Below are 26,559 nucleotides of genomic sequence, written 5' to 3'. Positions count from 1 at the left end.
CGCGGCACCAACACCGAACCACCACGCAACGCCAGCTCAGGCTCACCCGTCCCCAGCGCCGCAGACAGCACGGCAGCCGACGCATCGGCACCGTCTCGGTCCACCAGCACGAACCGGCCGGGGTTCTCCGCCTCAGCAGCCCGCACCAGACCCCACAAGGGGGCGGTGTCGAGGGCGGGCGGGGTGTCGTCATCCGTGGCGGCGACGGCGCCCTGAGTGAGCAGCACCAGCCGCGAGTCGGCGAACCGCTCGTCGGTGAGGAAGCTCTTGACGGTGCCGAGGAGCTGGACGAGGGCCGTACGCGTGGCCGCCGGCGGGTCCGCGTGGGTGGCCGTGGCCTGCGTACGGTGGGTGATCAGGATGACGTCCGGCACGGTCGCGCCGCCGTCGGCCGCATCGCCGAGCTCGGTGAGTCCGGGGTGGACGGGAACGCCGAGGGTGTCGGCCAGCCCCAGCGGGTCCGCTCCGGCGATCGCCCAGTTCTGTACGTCGGCGTGTGAACCAGCGCTCGTCTCCACCCAGTTGATGCGCTTCAGGGTGTCGGTGCGCGTGGCGGCGGCGAGCCGCGCGGTGTCGACGGCACGCACAAGATAGCCGTCGACGACGGCCACGGGTGCGCCCGTGCTGTCGGCCAGATGCAGCAGGACGGAGTCGGTCCCGGTGGCGGCGATACGGACCCGCACGGCGGACGCACCGGTGGCGTACAGCGTCACGCCGTGCCAGGCGAAGGGCAGACGGGTGACGTCGTCCGCGGTTCCGTCCCCGGTGAAGTCGGTGGCGTGCAGGGCCGCGTCGAGCAGCGCGGGGTGGAGCGCGAATGCGCCGGCGTCACCGTGGGCGCCCTCGGGAAGGACGACCTCGGCATAGACCTCGCCGTTGTGGCGCCAGACCGCGCGGAGACCTTGGAAGGTCGGGCCGTAGCCGTAGCCCTTCGTGGCCATGTCCTCATAGAGACCGGTGAGGTCGACGGGCTCGGCGCCGCTCGGGGGCCACTCGGCGAGACCGAAACCGGCACGGTCGGCGGCGGGGGCGCCGAGGGGGGCGAGCAGCCCGTCGGCGTGCTGGGACCACGGCTCGTCGTCGGTGGCGTCCTCGGGCCTCGAGAAGAACGTGATGGCGCGGCGTCCGCCGCCGTCGGGGGCGGCGACCTGGATCTGCAGGGCGACGCCGGTGCCGTCGGCGGGGACCGTGAGCGGGGCGGCGAGGGTCAGTTCCTCGATGGCGTCGCAGCCCACCTGATCACCGGCACGGACGGCCAGTTCGACGAAGGCCGTGCCGGGCAGCAGGACCGTGCCCGCGATGGCGTGGTCGGCGAGCCAGGGGTGGGAGCGCAGCGAGACGCGGCCGGTGAGGATGATGCCGTCCTCGCCCGCGCGGCTGATTACGGCGCCGAGCAGCGGGTGGCGGGCGGCCACCTGACCGAGGCCCGTGGGGTCGCCGGAGTCGGTGATGCCACGGGTGAGCCAGTAGCGCCGGCGCTGGAAGGCGTACGTGGGCAGCTCCACGCGGGGTGCGCCGTCCGGTGCGCAGGCGGCGCCCCACTCCACGTCGAAGCCGCGGACGTGGACGGCGCCGAGCGCGGTGAGCAGTTCCCGCTGCTCGTCGTGGCCGCGGCGCAGCACGCAGTGGAAGGCGGGCGCGTCGTCGGCGGACGTGGTGTCACCGGCGTCGGTCAGTGCTTCCTGCGCCATGGCGGTGAGTACGGCGTCAGGGCCCAGCTCCAGGAAGGTGGTGACCCCGGCGGCGGCGAGGGTGTCGATTCCGTCGGCGAAGCGGACGGCCCTGCGGACGTGGCCCACCCAGTACTCGGGGTCGCAGAGTTCGGCGCTGGTGGCGATCTCGCCCGTGACGTTGGAGACGACGGGAACGAGGGGTGCGCGGTACTCCAGCAGTCGCGCGATCTCCCGGAACTCGTCCAGCATCGGTTCCATGAGGGGCGAGTGGAAGGCGTGGGAGACGCGCAGCCGCTTGGTCTTGGCACCCCCTGCGGCAAGGCGCTCGGCCAGGGCGAGGGTGGCCTGCTCGGCGCCGGAGACGACGACGGAGTTCGGGCCGTTGACGGCGGCGAGGGACACCGTGCCGTCGCCGTCCGCCAGGGCCGCGACGACCGCCGCCTCGGTGGCCTGGACCGCGACCATGGCCCCGCCCGCGGGCAGTTCCTGCATCAGACGAGCCCGCGCGGCGACCAGGGTCGCGGCGTCCTCCAGGGAGAGGACACCGGCGGCGTGCGCGGCGGACAGCTCGCCCAGGGAGTGCCCGGCGAGGTAGTCGGGCCGTACGCCCCAGGACTCCAGCAGCCGGAACAGCGCGGTCTCCAGCGCGAAGAGACCGGTCTGGGCGTACTGGGTCTGGTTCAGCAGGGCGGCGTCCTCGGTGCCCTCGTCGGCGAAGAGGATGTCCCAGAGGGACTTCTCCAGCTGGACGTCGAGATGGCCGATGGCCTCGTCCAGGGCGTCGGCGAACACCGGGTACCGCTCGTACAGTTCACGTCCCATGGCGGCGCGCTGGCTGCCCTGGCCGGTGAAGAGGAACGCGAGCCGGCCGGTGGCGGGTTCGCCACGCACCACGTCGGGGTGGTCGGTGTTCTCGGCGAGGGCGCGCAGCGCGCTGTCGAGCCCGGCGTGGTCGCTGACGGTGACGACGGCCCTGAGGCTGAGCGCGGCACGCGTGGTCGCCAGGGAGTGTCCGAGGTGCGGCAGCGGAGTGCCGGGGTGCGCGTCGAGGTGCGTGCGGAGCTGGCCGGCCTGGGCGCGCAGCGCGGGCTCGCTGTGGGCGGAGAGCGACAGCGGAAGCAGCCCGGGGGCGGTCTCCGGCGCGTCGGTGCCGGGGGCGTCCTCGCGGTTGCTGTCGGTGGCGGCGCCGGTGGTTTCCGCGGAGCCGGAGTCGAGAGCCGCAGTGGCCTCCTCGTCAGCGGTCTCCTCGTCAGCGGGTTCCTCCAGGATGACGTGGGCGTTGGTGCCGCTGATACCGAACGCGGAGACACCGGCGCGGCGGGGGCGTTCGCCGGTGCGCCACTCCACCGGTTCGGTGAGCAGCCGGACGTCGCCCGCTTCCCAGCGGATGTGCGGGGACGGCTCGTCGACGTGGAGCGTCTTGGGAAGCACCTCGTGCCGCATCGCGAGGATCATCTTGATGATGCTCGCCACGCCACCCGCGGCCTGGGTGTGGCCGAGGTTGGACTTGACCGAGCCCAGCCACAGCGGGCTGCCCTCCTGGCGCCCCTGCCCGTACGTGGCGATGATCGCCTGGGCCTCGATCGGGTCTCCGAGGGTGGTGCCGGTGCCGTGCGCGTCGACGGCGTCGACGTCGGCGGCGGTCAGTCCGGCGGTGGCCAGGGCGTCGCGGATCAGCCGCTGCTGCGACAGGCCGTTGGGCGCGGTGAGGCCGTTGCTGGCGCCGTCCTGGTTGACCGCGGTCGCGCGGACGACGGCGAGTACCTGGTGGCCGTGGCGGCGGGCGTCGGAGAGCCGCTCGACGGCCAGCAGGCCGATGCCTTCGGAGAAGCCGGTGCCGTCGGCGGCGGAGGCGAAGGCCTTGACGCGCCCGTCGGGGGCCAGTCCGCGCTGGCGGCTGAACGCGGTGAACATGCCGGGGCTGCCCATCACGGTGACGCCGCCGACGATGGCGAGGGAGCACTCGTCGCGGCGCAGTGCCTGTGCGGCGAGGTGCAGGGAGACGATGGAACCGGAGCAGGCGGTGTCGACGGTGATCGCCGGGCCTTCGAACCCGAAGGTGTAGGCGACGCGCCCTGACGCCAGGCTGGGGGCGTTTCCGGTCATCAGATAGCCGTCGAGGCCGTCAGGGGCCTCGTGCACACGGACGCCGTACTCATGGACCTCGGCTCCGACGAAGACGCCGGTGCGCGTACCGCGCAGGCGGTGCGGGTCGATGCCGGAGCGCTCCAGCACCTCCCAGGTGGTCTCCATCATCAGCCGCTGCTGGGGGTCCATGGCCAGCGCCTCGCGAGGGCTGATCCCGAAGAAGTCCGCGTCGAAGTCGGTGGCGTCGGCGAGGAAGCCGCCGTGCTTGACGTAGCTCTTGCCCTGCGCCTGGGGATCGGGGTCGTACAGCCCGTCGACGTCCCAGCCGCGGTTGCGGGGGAACTCGCCGAGTACCTCTCCGCCCTCCTGGAGCAGCTGCCACAGCAGTTCGGGGCTGGTGACGCCGCCGGGGAAACGGCAGGCGACGCCGATGACGACGATGGGGTCGTCGTCGTCCACGGGGCGGGCGGCCGGGTGGTCGAGGGCAGCGGCGGTGGCGGGCAGCCCGAGGGCCTCGGTCCGCAGGTGCTCGGCGAGGAGCGCGGGGGTGGGATGGTCGAAGCCGACCGTGGGCGGCAGGGCGAGTCCTGTCGCGGTGTTGACCCCGGTGTGGAGGGCGACCAGGCCGAGGGAGTCCAGGCCCTGTTCGCGGAACGGGCGGCGCGCGTCGACAGCCACCCGCTTCTCGTCCGGTCTCAGCCTCCGGAGCACCGCCACGGCTTCGCGGCAGATCAGGTCGGTCAGCTGGCGCGTCTGCTCGGCGACCGGAAGCGGCTCGAGCCGGCGGACCAATTCGGAATGGTCACCCGCTTCGGCGTGTGACGCATTCGCCTTGTCGGAAGAAGAGGAAAAAGAACCGGGCTCGGTCATCAGCGCACTCCACGGTCATCACTGGTTCGCGCGCGGTCGACGGCGCGCGAATATGCCTACACCCGGCCTTGTTACGGTGTGCCGGCCATTACGGAAATCGTGTCTTCGGATTCGTTCTTCGTCATGGCGGTTCTAGATCTGCTGTCACATCATTTGTCGAAGCAGTTGCCATCGCTGCCGTGACCGACGGTCCGGTCCGGATATTCCGACCGGATATCGCCAACGTAAGGGGGTGGGGTTGCGGCTGACACCCCTAGTGACCCCGGTTGCCGGGGGTGGCGCCCGGTAATGGGCCTCTTCCGGCGGTGCGGGCCATTGCCGGGCGCGACGGAGCCCCGCGGATATCGCGACCGCCGTCATACGCACGGCCGCATTTCCCGCATCGGATCGCCCCGGGCCCTCAGCCTGCTGCCCTCCTGGACGGTCACGTGCCGTCGAGGAGAACGGGCGCGACGCCAGATGCGTCGAAGGTGCTGCGTACGTAGGAGAGATCGCCGAGCAGCCCCGGCGCCGTGACACGTCCCGTACGCAGACCGGTCACCAGGTGTCCCAGCGGCAGGGATCCGATGTCCGCCCAGCGCAGTCGGCCTCCGCTGTCCAGGTAGCTGCGCGTGCGACCGCAGTTGTCGGGGTGCACGCAGTAGGGGATGTCGAGGTAGCCGTGCTGGAAGGCGCGCATCAGGGCGGTTCCGATGTCGGGGTGGAGGCACAGCACCGCTTCCACCAAGGCCCGGGCCTCCTGGTACGTCTGGGAGTCGGCCTCCGCCGGCGGGCCGGGGCCGACAGGGGGCCGCGGGATGCGTTCGGCCACGTCGGCGGCGTACTCGAGCGCCTGGACGTTCTCGAGGATCGTGGGGATGCGCCGGGCTTCCGCGACGGTCTTCACGATGAGGCGTTCGCTGCCCGTGCTGACGGCGAGTTCGGCGGCCTGGCCGAGCAGCCGCAGCGCGCCGCCGTCGGTCTGCGGGTAGACCCCCATGTAGGCGTACACGACCACGTGCCAGTCGTCGGTGCGCAGGTGCTCCCGGCACAGGCGGCGCAGTGCGGCGACCGCTTCCTGGTCCTGGCCGAGATGGGTCTGCTGGGCGTAGCTGAGGGAGACGCTGCGTACCCCGTGCTGGACGAAGAACATCGCCTCCAGGAGGCTGAGGGCGACCAGTTGGCTGGGTGGGCAGAGCTGGCCCAGCATGCATCCGCCGAACGTCTCGATGTGCGGTTCGGCGCCGCTGCCGCTGAGTTCGGCGAACAGTTCGCTGCACTCGGTCCATTCCCGGACCGCCTCGGCGAGCGGGGTGCGCCCGTAGGGGAGGCAGTAGGAGACGGGGCCGCCCTCGGTGGCGGTCAGGCCGAGAGCGGCGATGGCGGCGAAGATGTCCCGGGGAAGGGCGGAGCCGTGCCGTACCTGTACGGGGAAGTCAGGGCCGCGGATGCCGTCCAGGACGCGTTCGGTCGTCTCGGCGGGGTGGCTGACCACCGGGTAGCCGTTGAGGTCGAAGCCGGCGCGCAGCGCCTCCTCGACGGCCTGCAGATGTCCGACGCGGGTGTGGCTGTCCAGGGTGATGGTGCCCACGGTGTGGGCGTCGGCGCGGCGGGTGGCGAGGAGCCCGGCCCGCATGCGGGCCGGGTCGCCGAACCCCATGCGGGGCTGCACCACGAGCCGGCCGCCCGCCCCGTGCTCCCGTACGAAGGCACCGAAGTCGGCGGACTGCCGGCCGGACTGTCCCATCGGCACGGGGCGGGAGCGCGTCGGCCGCCGGGCTGGCTTCACGCGGTGATCCGGGGCCCGGGCAGGGCCCGGTTCCCGGCGGTCCGGGCGGAGCTCTCCAGGACCTCGACGAAGGAGCGGAAGGCGATCACCGGGTCGGCGTCGTCGGGGAACACGGCGTCGAAACCGGCCTCCGAGAGCTGCTCGGAGAGCGCGTCGGCCTCGTCGGTGATGCCGAGCTTGCCGCCGATGACGGCGGGGGTCGCGGCGAGTTCGGGCTGCTCGCGCAGCCGGCGGATCATCCGCATCCCCTCCTGATGACCGTGGCCGTTGACCGAGCTGACGACCAGCAGGTCCGGGGCGGTCTCCAGGCACTCACGCACCAGCAGGTCGTCGGGCACGCACGGGCCCAGGTTGATCACCCGGTAGCCGAGTTCCTCGATGAGCAGCTGGAGGTAGACCAGGTTCCAGGTGTGGGAGTCGGAGGCGACCGTGGTGACGACGACGGTGCCCTTGCCTCCCTGCGCGGGCAGTGTGCGTTCGGCGGGGGCCACCGCCGCCCCCTCAGACATCCGTCGGCTCCTCTGCGCGGCTGCGGCGGACATGTTCGATGCGCGTCACCGAGACCACCCCGTCCCGGTCGAGCACGACTTCGGTGGGCGCCGGGCGTCCCAGGAACATCAGCAGGCTGGCGGTCGGCCCGTAGGCGCCCGCGTTGGGCACGGTGACGACGTCGCCCTCGGTGAGCAGCGGTACCTCGACCTGCCGGCCGAGAAGATCACCGGGGGTGCACAGAGGCCCTGCCAGGGTGGCGCGTTCGGTCTCGGCGCCGACGGCGACCTGGACCGTGACCGGCAGCAGCCGGCCGAGGCCCGACATCCCACCGAAGCTGTTGATCCCGGTGTCCAGGATGACGAACTTCTGACCGCGGCTGACCTTCACGTTGCTGACGCCCGCGACCAGCGTGCCGCTGTCGCCGACCAGGTAACGGCCGGACTCGACGGCGACCTTGGGACTGTCCGCGCGCCAGGCGGGGAACGCCTCGTCCAGCGACTCGGCGAGACCGGCGGCCAGGCCCGGGTAGCGGGCGCGTTCGCCGGCCGTGGCGTATGGCACGGAGAAGCCTCCGCCGATGTCCAGCAGCCGCAGGGGCACGCCCAGTTGTTCCTGGATCTGGGCCGCGGCGGTGATGGTGTGCCGGAACTCCCCGAGCAGCGCCTCCTCGTCGGCCGCGTTGCTCTGGGAGAACAGGTGCAGGCCGACGATGTCGGTTCCCGGCACGTCCCGCAGCTGCTCCGCCAGCTCCGGGACGGTCTCGCTGTCGATGCCGAACTGGGTGGGCTTGCCGGTCATCCGGATGCCCGTGCCGGCCGACCCGGTGGCGCTGTTGATACGCAGCAGGCAGTCGGCGGTCACACCGGTCTCGCGGGCGGCCTCGCCGATGTGCCGCAGGTCGCCGAGCGACTCGGCGGAGAACAGCCGTACGCCGCTCGCCAGGGCGGTACGCAGTTCCTCGTGGGTCTTGCCGGGCCCGGTGTAGAGGACGTCTCTACCCGCGTAGCCCGCTTCGAGAGCTGCGGCGAGTTCGCCGGTGGAGCTGATCTCGGCGCGGCAGGAGGGGCCGTCGCCCTCGCGCAGGGCGCGTACGAGATCGACGTGCGGGTTCGCCTTGAAGGCGTAGTAGACCTCGAAACCCTCCGGCAGTGACTGGAAGAGATCGTGGCGGGCGGCCCGGACCTTCTCCAGGTCGTAGACGTACAGGGGGGTGCCGTAACGTTTGGCCAGATCCTCCGGATCCGGACCGGTGAGGGCGTTCACTTCTCTCTCCCGTCGAGCAGCCTGGCCAGTTCCTGTCGGGCGTTCTTGCCGTGCTGGGTCAGCGGGAACTCGGCCAGCGCACGGCAGATCGCCGGCACCTTGGCCGGCTCCAGGCGGACCGCGAGTTCCTTGATGACGACCCTGGGGTCGAGTTCCGTCTCCACGAAGAGGGCGAGATCGTGCCGCTCGCCGGGCGGGACCGCGGCAGCGGCCCGGATACCGGGGATGTCCATGGCGGCGGCTTCGATCTCCAGCGTGCTCATGCGGAAACCCTTGCGCTTGAACATGTCGTCACGCCGGCCGCGGAAGTAGAGGTAGCCGTCGGCGTCGAGGCTGCCGTAGTCGCCGGTGTGCAGCCGCAGTTGACCGGACTCCGCGTCGCGCCGGAAGGTCCGTGCACTCAGTTCGGGGGCACCCCAGTAGCCGGGCATCACGTGGCCGCCCTCGGCCACGATCTCGCCGGTCTCGCCGACCGGCACCGGACGGCCCTGTTCGTCCAGGATCAGCACCCGGGTGCCGGGCAGGGGCAGGCCGACCGCGTCGGGGCGCTCCTGGTCCTCCTCGGGCGGCATCACGGTGATCCGCTTGGCCTCGGTCTGGCCGTACTGCCGGACGACCCGTGTACCGGGGAAGAGCTCCCGCAGCTCGGCGATCACCGAGGACGGCAACGCGGCTCCGGTGTTGGTGAACATCCGGACCGGGGGCACCTGACCACCGGCTCGGCGCCCCAGCTTGATGATCATGCTGGCGAGGGAGGGCACGGTGGGCACCACGGTCGCGCCGACCTCGCGCATCCGTCGCAGCAGGAGCAGGTCCTCCGCGCGGTCGGCGAGCACGATCTCGCTGCCGACGGCGCAGCTCATCAGGACCTTGTACAGGCCGTAGTCCCAGGACATCGGGAAGCGGCAGAACACCACGTCGTCCGCGCGGTAGCCGAGGGAGCTCACCAGAGCCCGGGTGGCGAAGGTGACCTGGGCGTGCGGGCAGATCACCGCCTTCGGTGCGGCGGTGCTGCCCGAGGTGTAGATGAGCGCTGCCGGGTCCTCGGACCGCAGCGGGACGGGAGCTGCGCGCTCTCCGTTGCCACACAGGGCGGCGATCTGCGGCCAGATCTCCTCGAACGTGGTGCGGGGCACCGGGCCGGCGGGGGCGTCGCCCTCGGCGGGGAGGGTGAGTTCGCCCGCGCGGGCGTCGCCGTCGTGATCCGTGACGAACAGCGCCGGACGACAGTTCGCCACCACGGACCGCAGATGGAACGGCTTCATCGCGGGGTTGAGCGGCACGAAGATGACTCCGCGGCGGGAGGCGCCGTAGAACATCGCCGCGAGTTCCCGGCCGGTGGGCAGCTGGACGACGAGCCGGTCCCCCGCACCGAGACCGCGCCGCTCCAGCCATACGGCCACGGCGTGGCTCGCCTCGTCCAGCTCTGCGTAGCTCCACCGCTCGTCCGCGTCCCGGACAGCCGGAGCGTGAGGGGTGGCGGCTACGGCTTTGTCGAGCAGTTCATGGACGAATTCACCACCAGGGAAACCGGCCGTCTCCCCGGCTTCGCCCACTGCTGGTATCTCGTCCGCACTTTCGATATCCGTGGCAGTGCCCGCCGACCGGCTGCCGCCCACGTGCGCATGGCTGTCCATTTCCAGACCCCGTCTCATAGCCCCGAAAACTGGCGACGGGCAAACCGTAGAGATATTCGAGCCGCGCTCCACACCCCTAGCCGCCCTTAATCACCCCTGGGTGACTGCCACACGAAGAAGCACGGTGAAGCACCGAATACGAGGGGATCACGACGGTCGAAAGGCACGTATCCGCACGTGGTGGGCCTGCCGTGCGCAGTGATGTCCATGGGCACGGCGCTCCGTTGGGGAGACCCCGACGGGCCGGCGCCGAAGGTGTGCGCCGGCAGGGGCCCCGGCCCCTTTCCCCTCCGGACCGCTCAAAACCCTTACGAGCGCCCGCGACAGCTTCGCTCTGCGGCCGATGGCCGAAGGTGATCCAACGAGCAGCGCCCCACCGCCGGCATTTCGACCCTCAGCGCCTGCGACCACCTGACTGTTCTCGGCCCGGCCGGCGCGCAGTGTTACTACGAGCGACGTGCCCGGTTCAACGCACGGGGCGGGGGCTCGGCCGAAGCCTGCCCGACGCTCTCGGCCTCAGCGCAGGACCATCCGGCGGACAACTTCAGTCCGTGCGGCGCCGCTCCCCGGAGATCTGTGGGTGCCGGGCCGTGCCGTCGAGCCCGGGGAACCGCTCGGTCAAGGCCTCAGGGGGATCCGGAGACCCACGGGCGAGCGAACCGGTACCCGCCCGTGGATCACGGGCCTACGGAACGCGCGCGCGTCACCGTCCGACCGAGCCGTCGATCTGCTCGCGGAGGATGTCCGCATGCCCAGCGTGCCGGGCGGTCTCCTCGATCATGTGGACCAGCACCCAGCGCATCGACGGAGGCGCGGTCTCGCGAAGGGAGCGTGCGCCGGGGCGGTCCAGATCGGTGCAGGCGAGAGCGACCTCGTTGGCGCGGGCGATCGCCTCACGATAGGCGTCGGCCAGGTCCGACACGGTGTCATCGGCAGACACCACACCCTCGTCGTCCCAGCGCTCGCGGCCGGCGCCCGCGTAGGCCCAGACGAACCAGTTGAGCTCTACGGCGGTCAGGTGCTTGATCAGTCGGAGCAGGCTGGTCCCGGAAGGGACGCCGGCCGTACGGACCGCGGGCTCCGGGGCGCCGTCCGCCTTCGCGAGGACGGCCTCGCGGAGGTAGTCGAGGAAGGTCAGCAAAGTGGTCTTCTCGTCGGCGTTCAGGCCGGGCGGCCGGAGGTCGGTGCGGGGCTCCGAAGTCGTCATGGCGGAAACGTAGATGATCGGTTCCTGCCTCAACAGCCATTTCCCGTCATCCCTTGCACGTCCGGGGCCTCAAGCTTCGGGCAGCAGCTCGGCGCCTCCCGTCCGGCGCGGGCTGCGCGTTGACTCTAGTGCGCTGCCGGAGAGGCGTCCGGTGAGGGCCGGGCCGCGTCGAATCGGGTGCGGCAGCCTCCCTCAGGCCAGCGCCCCGCCGCGCCAGGATGCATGGCGGCGGAGCGGCAGGGCACAGTGGGGTCATGACGACATCGCTCGGAGCCTTTGTCCTCGGCACACCCGATCCGCCCGCGCTGGCCGACTTCTACCGTGCGCTGCTGGGCTGGCAGGAGGTCGAGCGGTCTCCGGAGTGGGTCCGGTTGCGGGCTCCCGAACACGAACGGCCCGGCCTCAGTTTCCAGTTGGAGACGGACCACACTCCCCCGGTGTGGCCGCAGGCGCCGGGCACCCAGCAGATGCAGGCGCATCTGGATGTGGAAGTCGACGACCTGGGCACCGAGACCGCGCGCGCCTGTGCTCTGGGGGCGACGCTGGAGGCGTACCAGCCGCAGGAGGACGTCCGCGTGCTCCGCGACCCCCACGGCCACCCGTTCTGCCTCTTCCTCCCGGGCGCCTGACCGGCCGAGCGGGCCGACAGCTCCGCCGCCGCAGGCAGGCAGGCAGGCAGCACAGGGCAGCGGGCAAGCGCCCCACGGCAGCGACACGCAGAGGGACAGCACTGCGCGAGTCGAGTGACGAGCTGCGGCCCGACCGCGCGCGGGCCCCCTGCCCACTGGCCGTGCCTTCCGCTACGACGCCGCCCCACGGCCCTCACGCGACCGCAGAAGCACCGGTCGCAGTCTGCTGTACCCACGCACCGACACAGGACGGAGCGCCTTGAGTTCGTACCGGGCCAGGCCTGCCAGTTCGCCCGCGAGCGCCGTGTCCACCAGCACCGTGCCTGGGCGGGCGACCGCGGTGAGCCTGGCCGCGATGTTGACCGTGGCCCCGTAGACGTCGCCGAAGCGGCTCAGCATGGGGCCGTGCGCGACTCCTGTCCGCACCTGGGGCAAGCTCTGTTCCGCCGCGGCCCGGGCAGTGAGTTCCAGGGCCGTGTCAGCCGCTTCGGGAGCGGACTCGCAGACGAAGAGGACCTCGTCGCCGATCGTCTTCACCACCCGGCCCCCGCCTTCGGCGACCACGTCACCCGTCAGACTCTCGAACCGGTCGATGATCCGCACCAGTTCGGAGCCATCCAGACCACGCGTCATCCGGGTGTAGCCGACCATGTCGGTGAAGCCCACCGCGCGCTCCCGTACGTCGGCAGCCTCGCGCGGCGCGAAGGGCCCCCCGGCCGCGACATGTTCCGGCCCGCCGCCTCCCTGGGCCGCCCCCTGCCCCGGTGCCGTACGGGCGTCCTCCTCCCCCTCCGCGAGTACGCGTCCCGCGTTCGCGGCGAGATGGCGGCGCCACACATGCCGTTGCAGCAGCTCCATCTCCGGCAGCAGAGCCGCGGCATGTTCCACCAGCGCCTCGCCACCGGTGGCGGAGCCGGACTCGCGGTTGAGCCAGGCCCAGAGCGTGTGCACCTGCCATTCGGCGAGCCGGGACAGATGATGCCCGAGGGCCCGCGCCATCGCCGTCTCGTTCTCCTCGGTGATGAGACCCGCTGCGACGAGCCGTTCCCCCGCGCGCAGCGCGTCGACATCGGCGTCGGTGAAGACCCGGGCGTCGTCGTCCACCACCGGGAACCCGAGCGCGCGCCAGATCTGTACCGTGCGCTCGGGGCTCACCCCGGACCGCTCGCCGATGTCCCGCCTCGTCCAGACGCGGTCTCCTCCGAGCAGCACGGCCTCGACGGTACGCCGCAGTTCGTCGGCGCCGGGCGGCTCCGCCGCCCCGTCCGCCTGCCCCGCCGCACTCACGTGGTGTGCACGATCAGCACGTCGATACCCGCTCTTCTGGCGATGTCCGCGGGTACGGAGCCGAGAATGCGGCCGGCGAGCGAGCGCAGTCCCCTGTTCCCGACCACCACGAGGTCTGCCGCACACTCCCGGGCGAGCGTCACGAGCGCAGGGACCGGCTCGCCTTCCACCGCGGTCGACCGTATGGCGTCCGCCCCCTGAGCACGGGCGCGCTCCGCAGCCGTACGCAGAGTCGCCTCGGCTGGCGCCGAGCCCACGACCTGAAATGCCTCTGCCCCCAACTGGTCCTGGGCGCGGGCGAGTTCAGGACCGCGCATTGGTAAATACGCGCAGGCGATGACCAGTTCGGCCCCACAGGCGGCGGCGAGCCTTGCGGCCCCCTCGACCGCGGAGTACGACGACTCCGAGCCGTCCGTGCCGACCATGACTGTCCGGTAGGCAGCCACGACAACCTCCTTACCAGAGAGTAAACTTACCGCAGAGTAAGCTAGAGGGGGCGGCGGGCGGAGGGCAAGGGGGCGTACGAGGCGGCGCGTATGGGCAGCATGTGTCCGCACCGCCGTCATTGGACAGCGACCGGCGGGTGCCGACGGTTCCCGAGAATCGCGCCCAGCGGCCCGGCCGCACGACCCTGGGAATCACGCCCAGCAGGCTCGACTCGGCCCGGAAGGCGTACGTCTCACCTGGTGGGCCCCTCCTCCCGCTCCGCGCGATCGAGCTGACGCACCCCGCTCTCCCAGCGTTCACGGCGCTCGTCCGGCGACTGCTCCCACCAGGGGGTACCCCGCTCGCCCAGGGCCACCTTCGCGGTGTGGACCTGATTCCGCGCCCGGCCCTCGGCTTCCGGGTCGGCGGCGCGTCGCGCGGCGGCCACCGCGCGACGCGCCGACATGAGGTGGTGCCGTAGGCGGGAGGCGACGTCTTCGGGAATCTCGGGATCCGTCGCACGCCACCGGCGGTGGTTGATGACCACGTATCGGCCGTCCGGGGTCCGCTCCGGATCCGCAGGGGGGTTCATCCGGTCGATGCTGCCCGGAGAGTCGGACGGACGGCATGAGGACACGCGGCAATCCACGGGCCGCCGACAGCAGCCACGTCTGCACGGCCGACATCCGTTCGTACTGCGGATGGCGAATGAGCTTCCCCATCGAGGTACGCATTGCGGCCGACGGCTCGTCCTGGGTACCCAGCATTTCCTGGATCGAGAAAGCCGCGCTCCGGCCGGGTTCGCGTTCTCCCACATCGATGGGAGCACCCCTGTCGACCTCGCCCCATTCGTAACTGCGTCCCTCGTAAATGAGGCCGTGCGGGCAGGCCAGGAAGTTGCGAAGGATGCGCTCGGCCTCGCAGCAATGGTCCCGGAACATCGAGGCGATCACCTTTCGGAAGACCGTTCTACGAGCCCGAGGCGAATGATCGCCCCTTTCCCCGTGCAATGAATTACGCGCCGCCCGTCCAAGGTTTCCATGCCCGGCCGAAGACCTCCGAAGGATTGCGGCATCGGGCGACCACGTCCTGATGTGTGGGCTCCGAATCAGGGTAATGCGCTGAGCCCGGGTGGCCCGCTTCCCGTGGGCAACGGGCGGGGACAACGACCTCGCAGCCCCTTCGGGGTGGCCGCGCAGGGGAACGGCCCGGGTCCCCCCCGCACGGCCGTGCGGGCCGGCCGGACCGGCCTTCGGGAGCTCTGCCCCCTCGACACCATGCCGCATGCGTGAGCCCAGGCCGAACGGAATCCCGAATTCGGTTACGCGGAGAAAGACTTGATCCGCACCCTCCACGATTGCCGCCACACCGTGGGCTGGGCCATGCTGTTGTAACTGAGAGAAAAAGCTGAGCTCTACGGGGGAGACGCGATGCTCCGCATTCATTTCAGTGACGCCGACCTGGGCAGAACCAGGCTTGCCGCCGCTCCCGATCCACTGTGGGAGATCGCTGCCAGCCTGCACCGACTGCAGTCGAGGAAAGGCCGGTGGGCCTACGCAGGGTGGTATCGAACGGCGCGGCAGAGGCTGCGCGACAAAGGACTGGAGCGACTTGTACTGTCCGTCCTCCTGCCTCTGTATCCCAGGGCGGCGTATTTTCCGGACTTTCTGACTCCGGTCCATGCCAGGGACGGGTTCGAGGCCGGGCTGGAGTCGATCCTGGCCACGCCTCCCCAGCGAGTACTGGAGGAGATGACCGTCCTCGACCGGACGGTCGGAGCTCCGCCGTGGGCCGGGCAACTGGCCCGGCTGGACGCGCGCAAGGAGTTCGTGGGCATGCTGCGCGCCTACCACGAGGCCGCCGTCGCCCCCTTCGGGGAGCAGGTGCAGGCGCGGATCGAGGCCGAGCGGGCCGTGCGCTGCCGCGGGATCCTGGACGGCGGAGTGGAAGGCATGCTCGCGAGTCTCGGCCCCATGATGCACTGGCGGCCTCCCGTGCTGGAGGCCGCCTACCCGACGCAGGCCGCGGACCGGGACCTGCATCTGAACGGCCGCGGGATCACCCTTGTCCCTTCCTACTTCAACTGGGGCGAGCCAGTCGCCTTCGCCGATCCCGAACTGCCGCCCGTGCTCTGGTACTCACTGCTCCACGAGCCCGACCACCGGACCATGGGGCTGGGTGACGCGAACGGCTTCGCCGCTCCCGGCCGGCCCTTGACCAGCCTGCTCGGGCGCGCCCGGGCGGTCGCCCTGTACGCCGCATCCTCGGGGGCCACGACCGGCGAGATCGCCCGCGCCGCCGGTGTCTCGGCATCCTCCGCCAGCAGGCACGCCACCGCGCTGCGCGACGCCGGCCTCGTCACCAGCGTCCGGAACGGACCGACCGTCCTGCACACGCTCACTCACGTGGGGGCGGGCGTGCTCCGTGCGGCCATGCGTACGGCCGACGAGCGCGCCCCGGGCGCAGCCGGGGGCAGGGGCACTGGCACTGGCACTGGCACTGGCACTGGCCGATGATCACCGGCCTACCGGCGTACAAGGACGACCGGCCGTCCGGCAGAGGCGGACTGACCGTCTTCCCGGTGGGCTCACGCGGGCAGGCCGAGTCCGTGCGGGCCCAGCGGGAGGCCGTGACTTGCGGCCCACCAGGACGCCGTCGCGTCGTCCGGGCCCGCTGGACGACGTCACGCGGCTCCACCGTTGCGTCCCGCAACCGGAGGTCCATCGATGCCGACCGTACGCCGCCGGGCCCTCGCGTCGGCGACGGGGAACCACGCCCCTCCCGGGTGACTCGAACGGCACCTTGTGCGCCCGCCCCGGGTCCGGTCTCATTCATCACAGCAAACGCAAACGGGCGCTCTCGCACCACATGACAACGTTGCCAGAACGCATCCGAGGCCCCGCCGCGCCCTCCGACACCCTCCAAGGAGTCCCCCGATGCGATTACGCACCTCCGCCGCCGCACGGTTCTGCCTGGCGGCCATGAGCGCCCTCGCCCTGACGCTCGTCAGCGTCCCGCAGCCCGCCGCCGCGCACACCTCAGGTGGAAGGTGGGTCACCGCCTGGGGCGCCAGCCAGGTGGCCGGCAGTGAGATCCCCGGTAACAACTGCCCCGCCGGAAGCGGCTTGCAGAACAGGACGGTCCGCAACGTCCTGTTCGTCAGCGCCGGCGGTGACCGCGTCCGGGTCCGGCTCGCCAACACCTTCGGTACGCGCCCGCTCAGCGTCGGTCACGTCACCGTCGCACTCCAGGAGTCAGGCGCTTCGGCCGTGCCGGGCACCTTGCGCACGCTGACGTTCGCCGGCCGGGCCGCCGCGACGGTCCCGGCCGGCCGGGACCTCTTCAGCGACCCTCTGCCGATGCGGCTCCGGGCCCTGTCCAGCCTGCTGGTCAGTGTGCACGTGGACGAGGCGACAGGCCCGGTGACGAACCACCCGTTCACCGCCCAGGGCAACTACCTCGCCGAGGGTGACGAGACCCTCGACGTCTCGGGCGCCCGTTACGCGGACACCCCCTGCTGGATGCTGGTGAGCGGCGTCGACGTACGCGGGAGCGCCCGGACGGCCGGCACCGTGGTGACGTTCGGCGACTCCATCACCGACACCGCGAGCACCACGGGCAACGCCAACCAGCGCTATCCGGACCACCTCGCGCGCCGGCTCCAGAGCAGGCACGGCCCGTCGCTCGCCGTCGTCAACGCCGGCCTGGGAGGAAACCGCCTGATCGCGGACCGGGACGGCGAACCGTACTACGGCCCGTCAGGCGTCTCACGGGTGGAACGCGACGCGCTCGGCCAGAGCGGAGTGCGCGCCGTCATCCTGCAGGAGGGCATCAACGACATCGGCTTCGACGCCCCTGCCGAGGACATCATCGCCGGGTACCGGACGTTCATCGACAAGGTCCACGCCCAGGGCGTCCCGGTGTACGGCGGCACCCTGCTGCCCTTCCGGGGTTCGTTCGTCTGGACCCCGGAGCGCCAGGCCACCTGGATCACGGTCAACGACTGGATCCGGCACTCCGGTGCGTTCGACGGCGTGGTCGACTTCGCCGCGGCCACCGCTTCGGCGGAGGACCCGCACCGGATGGACCCGGCCTACGACAGCGGGGACGGTCTGCATCCCGGTGACGCCGGTACCCGCGCGATGGCCGATGCCGTCGACCTCGACATGCTGCTCGGCCGGGGCGACGGCAAGCCCGTCCGCCTCTGAACGCACGGCCCCGCCGGTCCGTATCCTCACCCGAGGTCGTAGTCGACGAAGGGAAAGCAGGCATGAGCGCATCGCAGGAGAGCCAGGCACATTTCCGGCGTCGCACCGTCGTCGCGGCGGTCGGCGCGGTGGGCGTGGCCGCCGCTCTCACCGCGTGCGGCGGCTCGCAGGACCAGGAAGGCTCGGACACCGTGCAGCCCGCCGATGAGGGTGACGGCGCGAACGGCGGTGGAGGGGTGCTCGCGAGGACGGCCGACATCCCCGAGGGCGGTGGTGTGGTCTTCGCCGACCAGGGTGTCGTGGTGACGCAGCCCACGGCCGGCACGTTCAAGGCGTTCTCGTCGAAGTGCACGCACCAGGGCTGCGCGGTGAAGGGGATCGCCGACGGCGTCATCAACTGCCCCTGTCACAACAGTACGTTCGACGCGGCGACCGGTGAGGCGACGGGTGGCCCCGCGACCATGCCGCTGCCGGAGAAGCAGATCCGGGTGGAGGGTGATTCCATCACGCTGGTGTGAGAGCGGGCAGGGCCGGGACCGTTGCGTGATCGCTGCGAAGCATCCATGATTCCGGGAACCGGCCGAACCGCACGAGAGGGGCGTCCCGTGAGCGTTGCCCAGCGCCGTGGCCGTCGGATCATGATGACCGACGCGGAACGGGACGCCTATCTCCAGGTGCAGCGCACCTGCCGGGTTGCCACGGTCTCCCCCGAGGGCCGGCCCCATGTCGGCGCGCTCTGGTTCGTCTGGGACGGCACCTCCCTCTGGCTCTACTCCCTCACCCGTAGCCTGCGCTGGTCCCAGCTGCGGCGTGACCCTCGGGTCGCCGTGGTGGTGGACGACGGCGTGGAGTACGGCGAACTGCGGGGCGTGGAGCTGTCGGGCGAGGTCTCCTTCGTCGGCGAGATTCCGCGCACGGGCGAGCACCTCCCCGAACTCGAAGCGCCGGAGCGTCTGTTCGCGTCGAAGTACTTCGGCCTGGACTCGTTGCCGCACGACGCGCGGCACGGCTGGCTCCGGCTCACCCCCGAGGCCGTCACGTCCTGGGACTTCCGCAAGCTGTCCGCACCGAACGGCCAGGCTCAGCCGGGCTGACAGCCGCGTCAGCCGGAGGACTCCGAAGGAACCGGCTCGTGCAGGGACCTCCCGGCTGCGCGCAGGGCGGCCACGGCCGCCCGGATCGAGGGCCGCCGGTCCGCGTCCGTCCGCCACACCGCGTGCACATGACGCCGCATCCGCTGGCGTACGGGCACCAGCCGGACCCCGTCGGGCACCGGTCCGCGCCCCAGCCGCGGCGCCACGCAGACGCCGAAGCCCGCTGCGATCAGGGCGAGCTGAGTGTGGTGCTCGCCGGCGAGGTGCGCGATGCGAGGTTCGATGCCCTTGGACCGCAAGGTGAACATCAGCCAGTCGTAACAGAATTCGCCCTCAGGCCAGGAGACCCAGTCGTCGTCGGCGAAGTCCTCCAGGTCCACCTCGGCCCGGGCGGCCAGGGGATGACCGGCGGGCATGGCGATGTCCGGTGCGTCCTCGAGGAGTTCGGCCTTGGCGAGGCCGCCGGGGGTCGGAAGACGTTTGTTGCTCCACTCCAGCACGACGGCGAGGTCGGTGTCGCCGCGCAGCACCGCGCGGATGCCCATCTCCGGCTCCAGCTCCGTGGAGCGCACCTTGAGCTCGGGGTGCTCCGCGCGGAGGGTGGTCAGCGCGGCGGGGAACAGCCCCCGGGCGGCTGTCGGGAAGGCCGCGAGCCTGACCTCGCCCACCACCTGGCCGCGCTGCGCCTCGATGTCGGACTGCGCGATCTGCACCTGGGAGAGGATCTTCGCGGCGTGGTCCGCGAGGAGCCGCCCGGCATCGGTGAGGCGGATCCCCCGGCCGTTCCTGGCCAGCAGCTGCTGACCGACCTCGCGTTCCAGTTTGGACATCTGCTGGGAGACGGCCGAGGTCGTGACGTGGAGCCCGTCGGCAGCCGCGCTCACGGAACCGTGCCGGGCCAGGGCATCCAGCGTGCGCAGGCGCTCCAGATTCAACATGTAAGCGATGCTACGCGAATACGTCCATGAAATCTCACTTGTCCTACGCAATGCGAGTCGTCATGGTTGGCCCATGAGCGCCCCCTCCGCACCGGACATCCTGCGGTCCGCCGACACCTCCCCCCACCCCCTGAATCCGCGACGCGCCCTGGACTGGCGCCTGCGCTTCGTCGCCCTGTCACTCATCTGGGGATTCAGCTTCCTGCTGATCAAGGTGGGAACCCACGGCTACGCACCCTTCCAGGTGACCTTCGGCCGCCTGCTGTTCGGCACGGCCGTGCTCGCCGTCGCCATGGCGGTGCGCCGCGAGCGGCTGCCGCGCTCCGCACGGACCTGGGGCCACCTGTTCGTCGCAGCGTTCTTCCTCAACGCCCTGCCGTTCTCGCTCTTCGCGTACGCCGAGCTGACCATCCCGTCCACCCTCGCCGGGATCTGCAACGCGACCTCGCCCCTGTGGGGCATGGCGCTGTCCCTGGTCGCCCTGTCCGAGGACCGGCCCACCCGCCGCCGCGTCGCCGGACTGGGCCTGGGCTTCATCGGCGTACTGACGGTGCTGGGCGCCTGGCAGGGCTTCTCGGGGCTCGACGCGACCGGTACGGCCATGGCGCTGCTCGCCTCGCTCAGCTATCCCGTCGGCTGGATCTACGTCCGCCGCACCCTGGCGGGCACCGGCGCCTCCACGCTGGCCCTGACCGGCAGTCAGCTGTTTCTGGGCACGGTCCAACTGGCTCTGGTCCTGCCGGTCTTCACCACCGCGCCGGAGCACTTCCCGCTGCTGCCCACCCTCGCCGTGGTCGCCCTGGGGGCGCTGGGGACCGGGCTGGCCGTCCTTCTCCAGTACGGCCTCGTCGAGGAGGTCGGCCCGACGACCGCGCAGATGGTCACCTACTTCATCCCCGTCATCGCGACGGCGGCCGGAGTGACGCTGCTCGGCGAGCAACTGAGCTGGAACACCCCGGTGGGCGCCCTGGTGGTCCTCGCGGGCGCCGCGCTCACCCAGAGCCGGTCCACGCCAGGGAAAACCCTCCCACGTAGGCAGCGGCCGGCCCCTCAGCCGTAACTGACCGGCCGGGCGGGCCGCGCCGCCTCCGCCCCCGCGTCCGCCAGGGGTCCGATGTCGGCGGCCGTCAGCGACGACACGGTCAGGCGTACGCCCTGCGGGGACGTCAGCCGGAAGCGCGCACCCGGGGCCACGGCCCAACCGGCGTGCAGCAGCCTGGCCACCGCCCCGGTCTCGTCGCTCACGGGCACCCACACGTTCATCCCGGTGCGCCCGTACGCCTCGATCCCCCGCTCCGCCAGAGCCCGCACGAGCGCGTCCCGGCGCTCGCCGTAGGACCGGGCCACCGCCGCCGTGTCCACCGCCCCCGACTCCCACAGGTGCGCCACGGTCCGCTGAAGCAGCCCGCTGACCCAGCCGGGCCCGAGGCGCTGGCGCCCCGTCACCCGGTCCACGGTCAGCGCGTCGCCCGTGAGCACGGCCAGCCGCAGATCGGGGCCGTACGCCTTGGAGACGGAGCGCACGAAGGCCCAGTGCTCCGTGGCCCCCGCCAGCGGGTGCACCGGCAGGTCGACGATGGCGTGGCCGTGGTCGTCCTCGATCAGCAGCACTCCGGGGTGCGCGGCGAGGACCGAGCGCAGCTCCTGCGCCCTACCGCTCCCCACCGTCGCGCCCGTGGGATTCTGCGCCCGGCCGGTGATCACCAGCGCCCTGGCCCCCGCGTCCAGAGCACGCCCCACCGCGTCCGGCAGCGGACCGTCCTCGTCCAGTGCCACCGGAACGGCATGCATCCCGAGCGCCGGTACGAGGTCCAGCAGCGCACCCCACCCAGGGTCCTCGACGGCGACCGCGTCCCCCGGTCGCAGGTGCGCCGTCAGCACACGCTCGATCGCGTCGAGGGATCCGGACGTCATTGCGACGCGCCCCGCCGGCACCCCGTCGGAGTCCAGCCCGGCACGCGCGAGCTCCTCGAGGCGGGGATCCACCGCGGCGTCCCCGTAGAGCCTCGGCGTACGGGCGTAGTCCTCGGCCGCGACGGCGAGAGCCTCTCCGAGCGCGGGCAGCAGGGAGGGGTCGGGGTTGCCGTCACCCAGATCACGAACACCCGGCGGAGCCTCCACCCGGAGCGAGCCGCGCGACGTACTCGCCGGGCGCGGGCGGACCCTGCTCCCTCGCCGCCCCGCCGTCTCGATGACCCCGCGCTCCCGCAGCGTGCGATATGCGGCGGCCACCGTATTCGGATTGACACCGAGGCTCGCCGCCAACTCCCGCATGGGAGGCAGCACATGCCCCGGGGCGAGGTCGCCCGAGGCGACCCCGCGCTCCACACTCGCGGCAATGTCCGATGCACGCCGCCCGCCGATCCGATACTCTCCTAGCACAAACATCATTATGCACTAGTGCAATGGAGGACGCAATGCCGGACACCGCCACCCCCGACAGCACCGCCCCTTCCGGGTCCGCTGCCGCCTACACACCTACCGAGCGCACGGTTCCGACCCGCTCCAAGGCTCGCGCCTCCTACGACAAGGAGACGGTGCACTCGATACTCGACGAGGCCTACCTCTGCCACCTGGGCTTCATCCGCGACGGCGCGCCCGTCGTCCTGCCCACGCTCTTCGGCAGGGTCGGAGAGAGCCTGTACGTCCACGGCTCCACGGGCTCGCGCCCCTTGCGCGCCACGGGCGCCGGGGATCCTGGTCTCGCCGTGTGCCTCACGGTGACGCACGTCGACGGCCTGGTACTGGCCAGGTCCGCCTTCCACCACTCGATGAACTACCGCTCCGTGGTGGTCCACGGGACCGCCCGCACGGTGACGGATCCGGAGGAGAGGCGCATCGCGCTCGACGCCATCGTCGACCAGGTGGTGGCGGGCCGGTCGAAGGACTCGCGTCCGGCCGACGAAAAGGAACTCGCGGCGACGGCCGTGATCCGCCTGGACCTCGACGAGGTCTCCGCCAAGATCCGCACCGGCGGCCCGAACGACGCCCCCGAGGACCTCGCCCTGCCGTACTGGGCAGGCGTCGTTCCCCTGGCTCCCGGATACGCGGCGCCGGTACCGTCCGACGACCTGGACCCCGCCGTCCAGGTGCCGGACTACCTCAGCGCGCTCTGACCCGTCGGCTTGGGGCGGCGTCCCCCGGCTACCGGCCGCCGCCCGCCGGCTCGTGCGCCTCCGGCGTCCCGGCCACAGTCACGCCGGGTCCCGATGCCACCGGTCCCGACGGCGGCTTGGGCGCGGAGGACTGCGCGATGAAGGCGCCGACCAGTACGAGGCCACCCCCCAGGAGCTGCGGCGCCGACAGGTGCTCACCGAGCAGGACCCAGGCGAGCACGGTCGCGATGACCGCCTCCAGACAGGCGACGACGCCCGCGACCTGCGGCGACAGCAGACGGACCGAGACCACACCGGTGACATAGGCGAGCACGGTCGCGAGCAGCACGATCCAGACGAGCAGCATCCACGCGGGGACGCCGTGCCCGCCCATGTCCGCGCGCCCTCCGAGCAGCGCCCAGTCCATGCCCCAGGGCCTGGCGACGACGGTGAGCACGGCGGCGCCGATGAGCAGCCCGTACGCGATCACGCCGACGGGATGCGGAGGCTCGCCGCCGCCCGCGCCGCTGTCCCCCGCCCCCTGGTCCGACAGGACGAAGTAGCCCACCTGGCAGCAGGCCGCCCCGAGGGCGAGCAGCAGTCCGAAGGCGTCGAAGCTCAGGCCGGCCCACACCTCGACGACGCACGCGAGGCCACCGACCGCGAGCACCACTCCCACCGCGGCGGCACGAGTGACGGGCCGCCGCTGTACGAAGCGGACCCAGCCGAGGACGAGAGCGGGAGCGAGGTACTCGATGAGGAGCGCCACACCCACGGGAATGCGGGAGAGCGAGGCGAAGTAGAAGGCCTGGACGCCGGCCACGGCGAACAGCCCGAAGCCGGCCAGCAGAACCGGCCGTTCCCGCACGAGGCGCCGATGCCGCCAGGCGACGGGCAACATGACGAGGGCGGCTCCCGCCACACGCAGCCACACCACGTGCAGAGGGGCGAGCCCCGCCTCGATCAGCGGCTTGGCCGCAACTCCTGAACCACCGAATGCGAAGGCCGAGACAAGGGCCAAACCCAGCCCGGTACTTCTCCCCTGAGACGCGTGCATCGGCACATCATGGCAGCAGCCGTCAGCAGCGTCACCCCCGTCACACCTGACGCGGCGTGTTCATGATCACCCTCGTGCGTCCGGGACCGCCGACCGATCCGCCGCGCGGGCAGCCAGCCGGGCGGTGACCCCCCCGGCCCGCTCCAGCACTTCCACAGCGCGGCAGCGCGGATCAGCGACCAGCTCGGCCAGCAGATCGAGGCCATCGGCACGGGGCTCCCCGCGCCGCGCGGCGGCCCGGGCCGCGCACTCCAGAGCCACGGCCGCCGACGGCGACAGCCCTTCGGCGCCCGGGCCCCGTATCGCCGGGAGCGCTCCCGCTCCTTCCTGCGTGCCCTGCCAGCGCAGCCCGTATCCGATGCTGCGCTGCACGAGATAGCCGAGCACCCTGGCCAGTTGCGGCCCGCCGTCGAAGGCTCCCCGGACCTCCGGGTCCGACTCGACCAGGGAGTGGAGGAGATGGGCCGTGTCGACATGACGGTCTCCGTCACGCACCGCACGCCGTCGCGCACCGCCCACCACGGCGGCCATCGCGTCACTCAGCCCGGCACCGGCCCACGGCGGGTGCGGCGAGGCCTGCCCCGTGATTGCTGACGTCCGGAATTGCACGTCTCCACCCCATCAGCCCCGGGGAGCGAAAACATCCCCGGTACGGCGCATCCGCCCTCCCGCGAAAGGCGGGCACGGTGGAGCATCCCCTCATCCTTGCGGATGAGACGCCACCCCCGCGGGGAGCACGTCGTCCACACCGAACGAAGAAGGGCCCCGAGTTCCGGGGCCCTTCTTCGGTACGTCGCGAGCCACACGGCTCACTGCTCATCGGCGAGGATCAGGTACAGCTTCTTGCGGGCGTCGTTGATGACCGCGAGCGCCTTCTGCCGCTGCTCGGCGGACCCGGTCTTCCAGACCTGGCCGTACGCCTCCATCAGGCCGAAGCCGGCCTGCCGGATCTCGTTCACACCTTCCCAGTCGACACCGCGACCGGCTTCCTCCCAGGGAGCCTCGGAGCCGGATTCGGCTTCCGTGCGCCCCGTCTCGGTCAGCGTGAACAGCTTCTTGCCGCCCTCGCTCGCGCTGACGATCAGACCCTCGTCCTCCAGCAGCTGGAGCGTGGGGTACACCGAGCCGGGGCTGGGCCGCCAGGCCCCTCCGCTGCGCTCGCCGATCTCCTGGATCATCTCGTACCCGTGCATCGAGCGGTCCTTCAGCAGAGCGAGGATCGACGCGCGTACGTCACCGCGCCTGGCCCTCCCCCTGCCGCCGCCCCGGCCCCGACCGCCTCCGCCGCCGAAGGGCCCACCACCGAAGGGCGGCCCGAACGGACCGAACGCGGCCCTGCCGCCCTCGAATCCGCCCCTGCCTGCACCCCGGCGTCCGGGGCCGTATCCGTGATCGTGTCCATGTGAACGCATGACTGCGCCCCTCTCTTCGTCATCAGGTCGCAACACCTGTCTATGATCTGTCGCGATGCTTCAACGATATATCGGAAACTATCTCGCAGCAAGCCCTGCCACCTCTTGGCCCACGGCCCCCCAGAGCGACCCTGATCACCCGCCACCAGAAATCGGTGCGCACGACCAGCACACCCGCACCGCGCATCACCCTCGGACGGAGCCTCGCGCGTCCTCCCGCACGAACGCCTTCCCGCCCAGGCGCGCGCCGCCGATGACCTGGACAGCCAGCGCGCAGGCCGCGAATCCGGCCCCGAGGAGGCTGGAGCCCGCCCAGCCGTACGTCGCGAACACGGCCGTGGTCGCGGCTGCGCCGAGGGCGGAGCCGAGCGAGTAGAAGACCATGTAGCCGCCGATGACACTGCTGACGCGATCCGGGTGCGCCGCGGTGAGCAGGTGCTGGTTGCCCACGTGTACCACCTGGACCGCGAGGTCGAGCACCACGATTCCGGCGACGAGGAGCCACAGCGACCACGGCAGCCGCGCGATCGCCGCCCACGAGAGGACCAGGAGGATGAGTGCGGGCCCGGCGACCGAGGCCGCCCGCCCCGCGTCCGCCCAGCGCCCCGCGCGTGCCGCGCCGAGCGCCCCGGCGAGTCCGGCGATACCGAACAGCCCGATCTGCCCCTCACTCAGCTCCCACGGCGCGTCCGCCAGTGGCAGGGACAACCCGCTCCACAGCGTCCCGAACGACGCGAAGAGAAAGAAGGCGACGAGCCCGCGCGTCAGGAAGGCGCTGCGCCCGAACAGCCCGCAGAGCGAGACGACGACCTGCCCGTACGTCACAGGTGCGCCGGGGCGCGCCCGCGACGGCAGCATCACGAGAACGAGGGCCGCGAGTCCGAACGACAGGAACGCGAGCGCGGCGTAGACGCTCCGCCAGCCCCACACGTCGGCGAGCGCACCGGTGACGACGCGTGCGCCCAGGATGCCGACCACGACGCCCGAGGTGACGACTCCGATGTTCCGTCCGCGTTCGGCAGGCGGCGAGAGCGAGGCCGCGTAGGCCACCGCGATCTGCACGACGACCGCGAACACCCCGGACAGGCCGAGCCCCACGAACGCCACCCACCCGGCAGATGCCGAGGCGGTGAGAACCGCGCCCGCCCCCGTGATCGCCATGTGCACGGCGATGAGCCGTCGCGTGTCGACGACGTCCCCGAGCGGCACGAGGAGTACCAGTCCTGCCAGATAGCCGAACTGGCCGGTCGCGACGATCCACCCGGCCTGTTCCGCCGGCACGCCGAGATCTCGGCCCATCGGCACCAGAACCGGCTGCGCGGCATAGACGCCGGCCACAGCGACCCCACACACCACCGCGAGCAGCAATCGCCGCCATACGTCCATCGCCTTCGATCCAATCAGTAGCATATTGC

General features: G+C 71.6%; 22 protein-coding genes and 1 pseudogene. 8 read left to right on the top strand and 15 right to left on the bottom strand.

Annotation, left to right across the window (positions count from 1 at the left end; genetic code table 11):
- The 5 genes from ABZY45_RS34535 to ABZY45_RS34515 form a co-directional block, all read right to left on the bottom strand.
- Positions 1-4,553, bottom strand: a 4,553-nt coding sequence (locus ABZY45_RS34535; protein ID WP_356746207.1) for a beta-ketoacyl synthase N-terminal-like domain-containing protein, incomplete at its 3' end; no start/stop codon positions are given.
- Between the two features lie 502 nt (positions 4,554-5,055).
- Entirely contained in the window at positions 5,056-6,357 is a 1,302-nt protein-coding gene (locus ABZY45_RS34530) for a methylaspartate mutase (protein ID WP_356746210.1), read from the bottom strand.
- A gap of 38 nt (positions 6,358-6,395) precedes the next feature.
- A complete protein-coding gene (locus ABZY45_RS34525; protein ID WP_356746206.1) occupies positions 6,396-6,908 on the bottom strand; it encodes a cobalamin-dependent protein in 513 nt (170 codons plus the stop codon).
- Positions 6,901-8,154: a type III PLP-dependent enzyme gene (locus ABZY45_RS34520; RefSeq protein ID WP_356746205.1), complete on the bottom strand. Its 1,254-nt coding sequence runs from the start codon at positions 8,152-8,154 to the stop codon at positions 6,901-6,903. The genes ABZY45_RS34525 and ABZY45_RS34520 overlap by 8 nt, the downstream gene beginning before the upstream one ends.
- Entirely contained in the window at positions 8,151-9,710 is a 1,560-nt protein-coding gene (locus tag ABZY45_RS34515; protein ID WP_356746204.1) for an AMP-binding protein, read from the bottom strand. The genes ABZY45_RS34520 and ABZY45_RS34515 overlap by 4 nt, the downstream gene beginning before the upstream one ends.
- A gap of 282 nt (positions 9,711-9,992) precedes the next feature.
- Here ABZY45_RS34515 and ABZY45_RS34510 point away from each other — a divergent pair.
- Positions 9,993-10,116, top strand: a pseudogene (locus ABZY45_RS34510) (DNA cytosine methyltransferase); the annotation flags it as partial.
- 378 nt (positions 10,117-10,494) lie between these two features.
- On the opposite strand, the gene ABZY45_RS34505 reads toward ABZY45_RS34510, so the two are convergent.
- Complete coding sequence (locus ABZY45_RS34505) at positions 10,495-10,998, bottom strand: DinB family protein (protein ID WP_356746203.1); 504 nt, start codon at positions 10,996-10,998, stop codon at positions 10,495-10,497.
- Between the two features lie 254 nt (positions 10,999-11,252).
- On the opposite strand from ABZY45_RS34505, the gene ABZY45_RS34500 reads away from it, so the two are divergent.
- Positions 11,253-11,627 carry a VOC family protein gene (locus tag ABZY45_RS34500; RefSeq protein WP_356746202.1) on the top strand — a complete coding sequence of 125 codons (375 nt, stop codon included), beginning with the start codon at positions 11,253-11,255 and terminating at the stop codon, positions 11,625-11,627.
- 171 nt (positions 11,628-11,798) lie between these two features.
- On the opposite strand, the gene ABZY45_RS34495 is transcribed toward ABZY45_RS34500, so the two are convergent.
- The 3 genes from ABZY45_RS34495 to ABZY45_RS34485 form a co-directional block, all read right to left on the bottom strand.
- A complete protein-coding gene (locus ABZY45_RS34495; RefSeq protein ID WP_356746209.1) occupies positions 11,799-12,860 on the bottom strand; it encodes an adenylate/guanylate cyclase domain-containing protein in 1,062 nt (353 codons plus the stop codon).
- 50 nt (positions 12,861-12,910) lie between these two features.
- Positions 12,911-13,360, bottom strand: coding sequence for a universal stress protein (locus tag ABZY45_RS34490; protein WP_356746201.1), 450 nt, complete (start codon positions 13,358-13,360; stop codon positions 12,911-12,913).
- 233 nt (positions 13,361-13,593) lie between these two features.
- Positions 13,594-13,932, bottom strand: a complete 339-nt coding sequence (locus ABZY45_RS34485) for a hypothetical protein (protein WP_356746200.1) — start codon at positions 13,930-13,932, stop codon at positions 13,594-13,596.
- Between the two features lie 838 nt (positions 13,933-14,770).
- Between ABZY45_RS34485 and ABZY45_RS34480 the strand changes: the two genes are divergently transcribed.
- The 4 genes from ABZY45_RS34480 (at position 14,771) to ABZY45_RS34465 (ending at position 18,642) form a co-directional block, all read left to right on the top strand.
- Positions 14,771-15,856 (top strand): ArsR family transcriptional regulator, encoded by a 1,086-nt coding sequence (locus ABZY45_RS34480; protein WP_356746199.1) that lies wholly within the window; start codon positions 14,771-14,773, stop codon positions 15,854-15,856.
- 420 nt (positions 15,857-16,276) lie between these two features.
- The gene (locus ABZY45_RS34475) at positions 16,277-17,548 is read left to right on the top strand and encodes an SGNH/GDSL hydrolase family protein (protein WP_356746198.1); all 1,272 of its coding nucleotides are present in this window, start codon (positions 16,277-16,279) and stop codon (positions 17,546-17,548) included.
- A gap of 62 nt (positions 17,549-17,610) precedes the next feature.
- The gene (locus ABZY45_RS34470) at positions 17,611-18,066 is read left to right on the top strand and encodes a Rieske (2Fe-2S) protein (protein ID WP_356746197.1); all 456 of its coding nucleotides are present in this window, start codon (positions 17,611-17,613) and stop codon (positions 18,064-18,066) included.
- Between the two features lie 87 nt (positions 18,067-18,153).
- Positions 18,154-18,642 (top strand): pyridoxamine 5'-phosphate oxidase family protein, encoded by a 489-nt coding sequence (locus ABZY45_RS34465; RefSeq protein ID WP_356746196.1) that lies wholly within the window; start codon positions 18,154-18,156, stop codon positions 18,640-18,642.
- Between the two features lie 8 nt (positions 18,643-18,650).
- Here the strand turns inward: ABZY45_RS34465 and ABZY45_RS34460 are convergent, their stop codons facing one another.
- Positions 18,651-19,580 carry a LysR family transcriptional regulator gene (locus ABZY45_RS34460; RefSeq protein WP_356746195.1) on the bottom strand — a complete coding sequence of 310 codons (930 nt, stop codon included), beginning with the start codon at positions 19,578-19,580 and terminating at the stop codon, positions 18,651-18,653.
- Between the two features lie 7 nt (positions 19,581-19,587).
- On the opposite strand from ABZY45_RS34460, the gene ABZY45_RS34455 reads away from it, so the two are divergent.
- Positions 19,588-20,640, top strand: a complete 1,053-nt coding sequence (locus ABZY45_RS34455; RefSeq protein WP_356746194.1) for a DMT family transporter — start codon at positions 19,588-19,590, stop codon at positions 20,638-20,640.
- Here ABZY45_RS34455 and ABZY45_RS34450 read toward each other — a convergent pair.
- Entirely contained in the window at positions 20,631-21,962 is a 1,332-nt protein-coding gene (locus ABZY45_RS34450) for an aminotransferase class I/II-fold pyridoxal phosphate-dependent enzyme (protein WP_356746193.1), read from the bottom strand. The genes ABZY45_RS34455 and ABZY45_RS34450 overlap by 10 nt on opposite strands.
- A 35-nt stretch (positions 21,963-21,997) precedes the next feature.
- Here ABZY45_RS34450 and ABZY45_RS34445 point away from each other — a divergent pair, with 35 nt between their 5' ends.
- On the top strand, positions 21,998-22,696 hold the full coding sequence (locus ABZY45_RS34445) for a pyridoxamine 5'-phosphate oxidase family protein (protein WP_356746192.1): 699 nt from the start codon (positions 21,998-22,000) through the stop codon (positions 22,694-22,696).
- A gap of 28 nt (positions 22,697-22,724) precedes the next feature.
- On the opposite strand, the gene ABZY45_RS34440 is transcribed toward ABZY45_RS34445, so the two are convergent.
- The 4 genes from ABZY45_RS34440 to ABZY45_RS34425 form a co-directional block, all read right to left on the bottom strand.
- On the bottom strand, positions 22,725-23,732 hold the full coding sequence (locus ABZY45_RS34440) for an EamA family transporter (protein WP_356746191.1): 1,008 nt from the start codon (positions 23,730-23,732) through the stop codon (positions 22,725-22,727).
- A gap of 66 nt (positions 23,733-23,798) precedes the next feature.
- On the bottom strand, positions 23,799-24,341 hold the full coding sequence (locus ABZY45_RS34435) for a peptidase (RefSeq protein ID WP_356746190.1): 543 nt from the start codon (positions 24,339-24,341) through the stop codon (positions 23,799-23,801).
- A 200-nt stretch (positions 24,342-24,541) separates the two neighbouring features.
- Positions 24,542-25,144 (bottom strand): PadR family transcriptional regulator, encoded by a 603-nt coding sequence (locus tag ABZY45_RS34430; RefSeq protein ID WP_356746189.1) that lies wholly within the window; start codon positions 25,142-25,144, stop codon positions 24,542-24,544.
- Between the two features lie 186 nt (positions 25,145-25,330).
- Positions 25,331-26,530 carry an MFS transporter gene (locus tag ABZY45_RS34425; RefSeq protein ID WP_356746208.1) on the bottom strand — a complete coding sequence of 400 codons (1,200 nt, stop codon included), beginning with the start codon at positions 26,528-26,530 and terminating at the stop codon, positions 25,331-25,333.
- Between the last annotated feature and the right edge of the window lie 29 nt (positions 26,531-26,559).

Source organism: Streptomyces sp. NPDC006516 (assembly GCF_040611875.1).
In the GTDB taxonomy this organism is placed as follows: domain Bacteria; phylum Actinomycetota; class Actinomycetes; order Streptomycetales; family Streptomycetaceae; genus Streptomyces.
The sequence above is the reverse complement of the archived record's forward strand: the minus strand, read 5'-3'. Positions and strand labels throughout refer to the sequence as shown.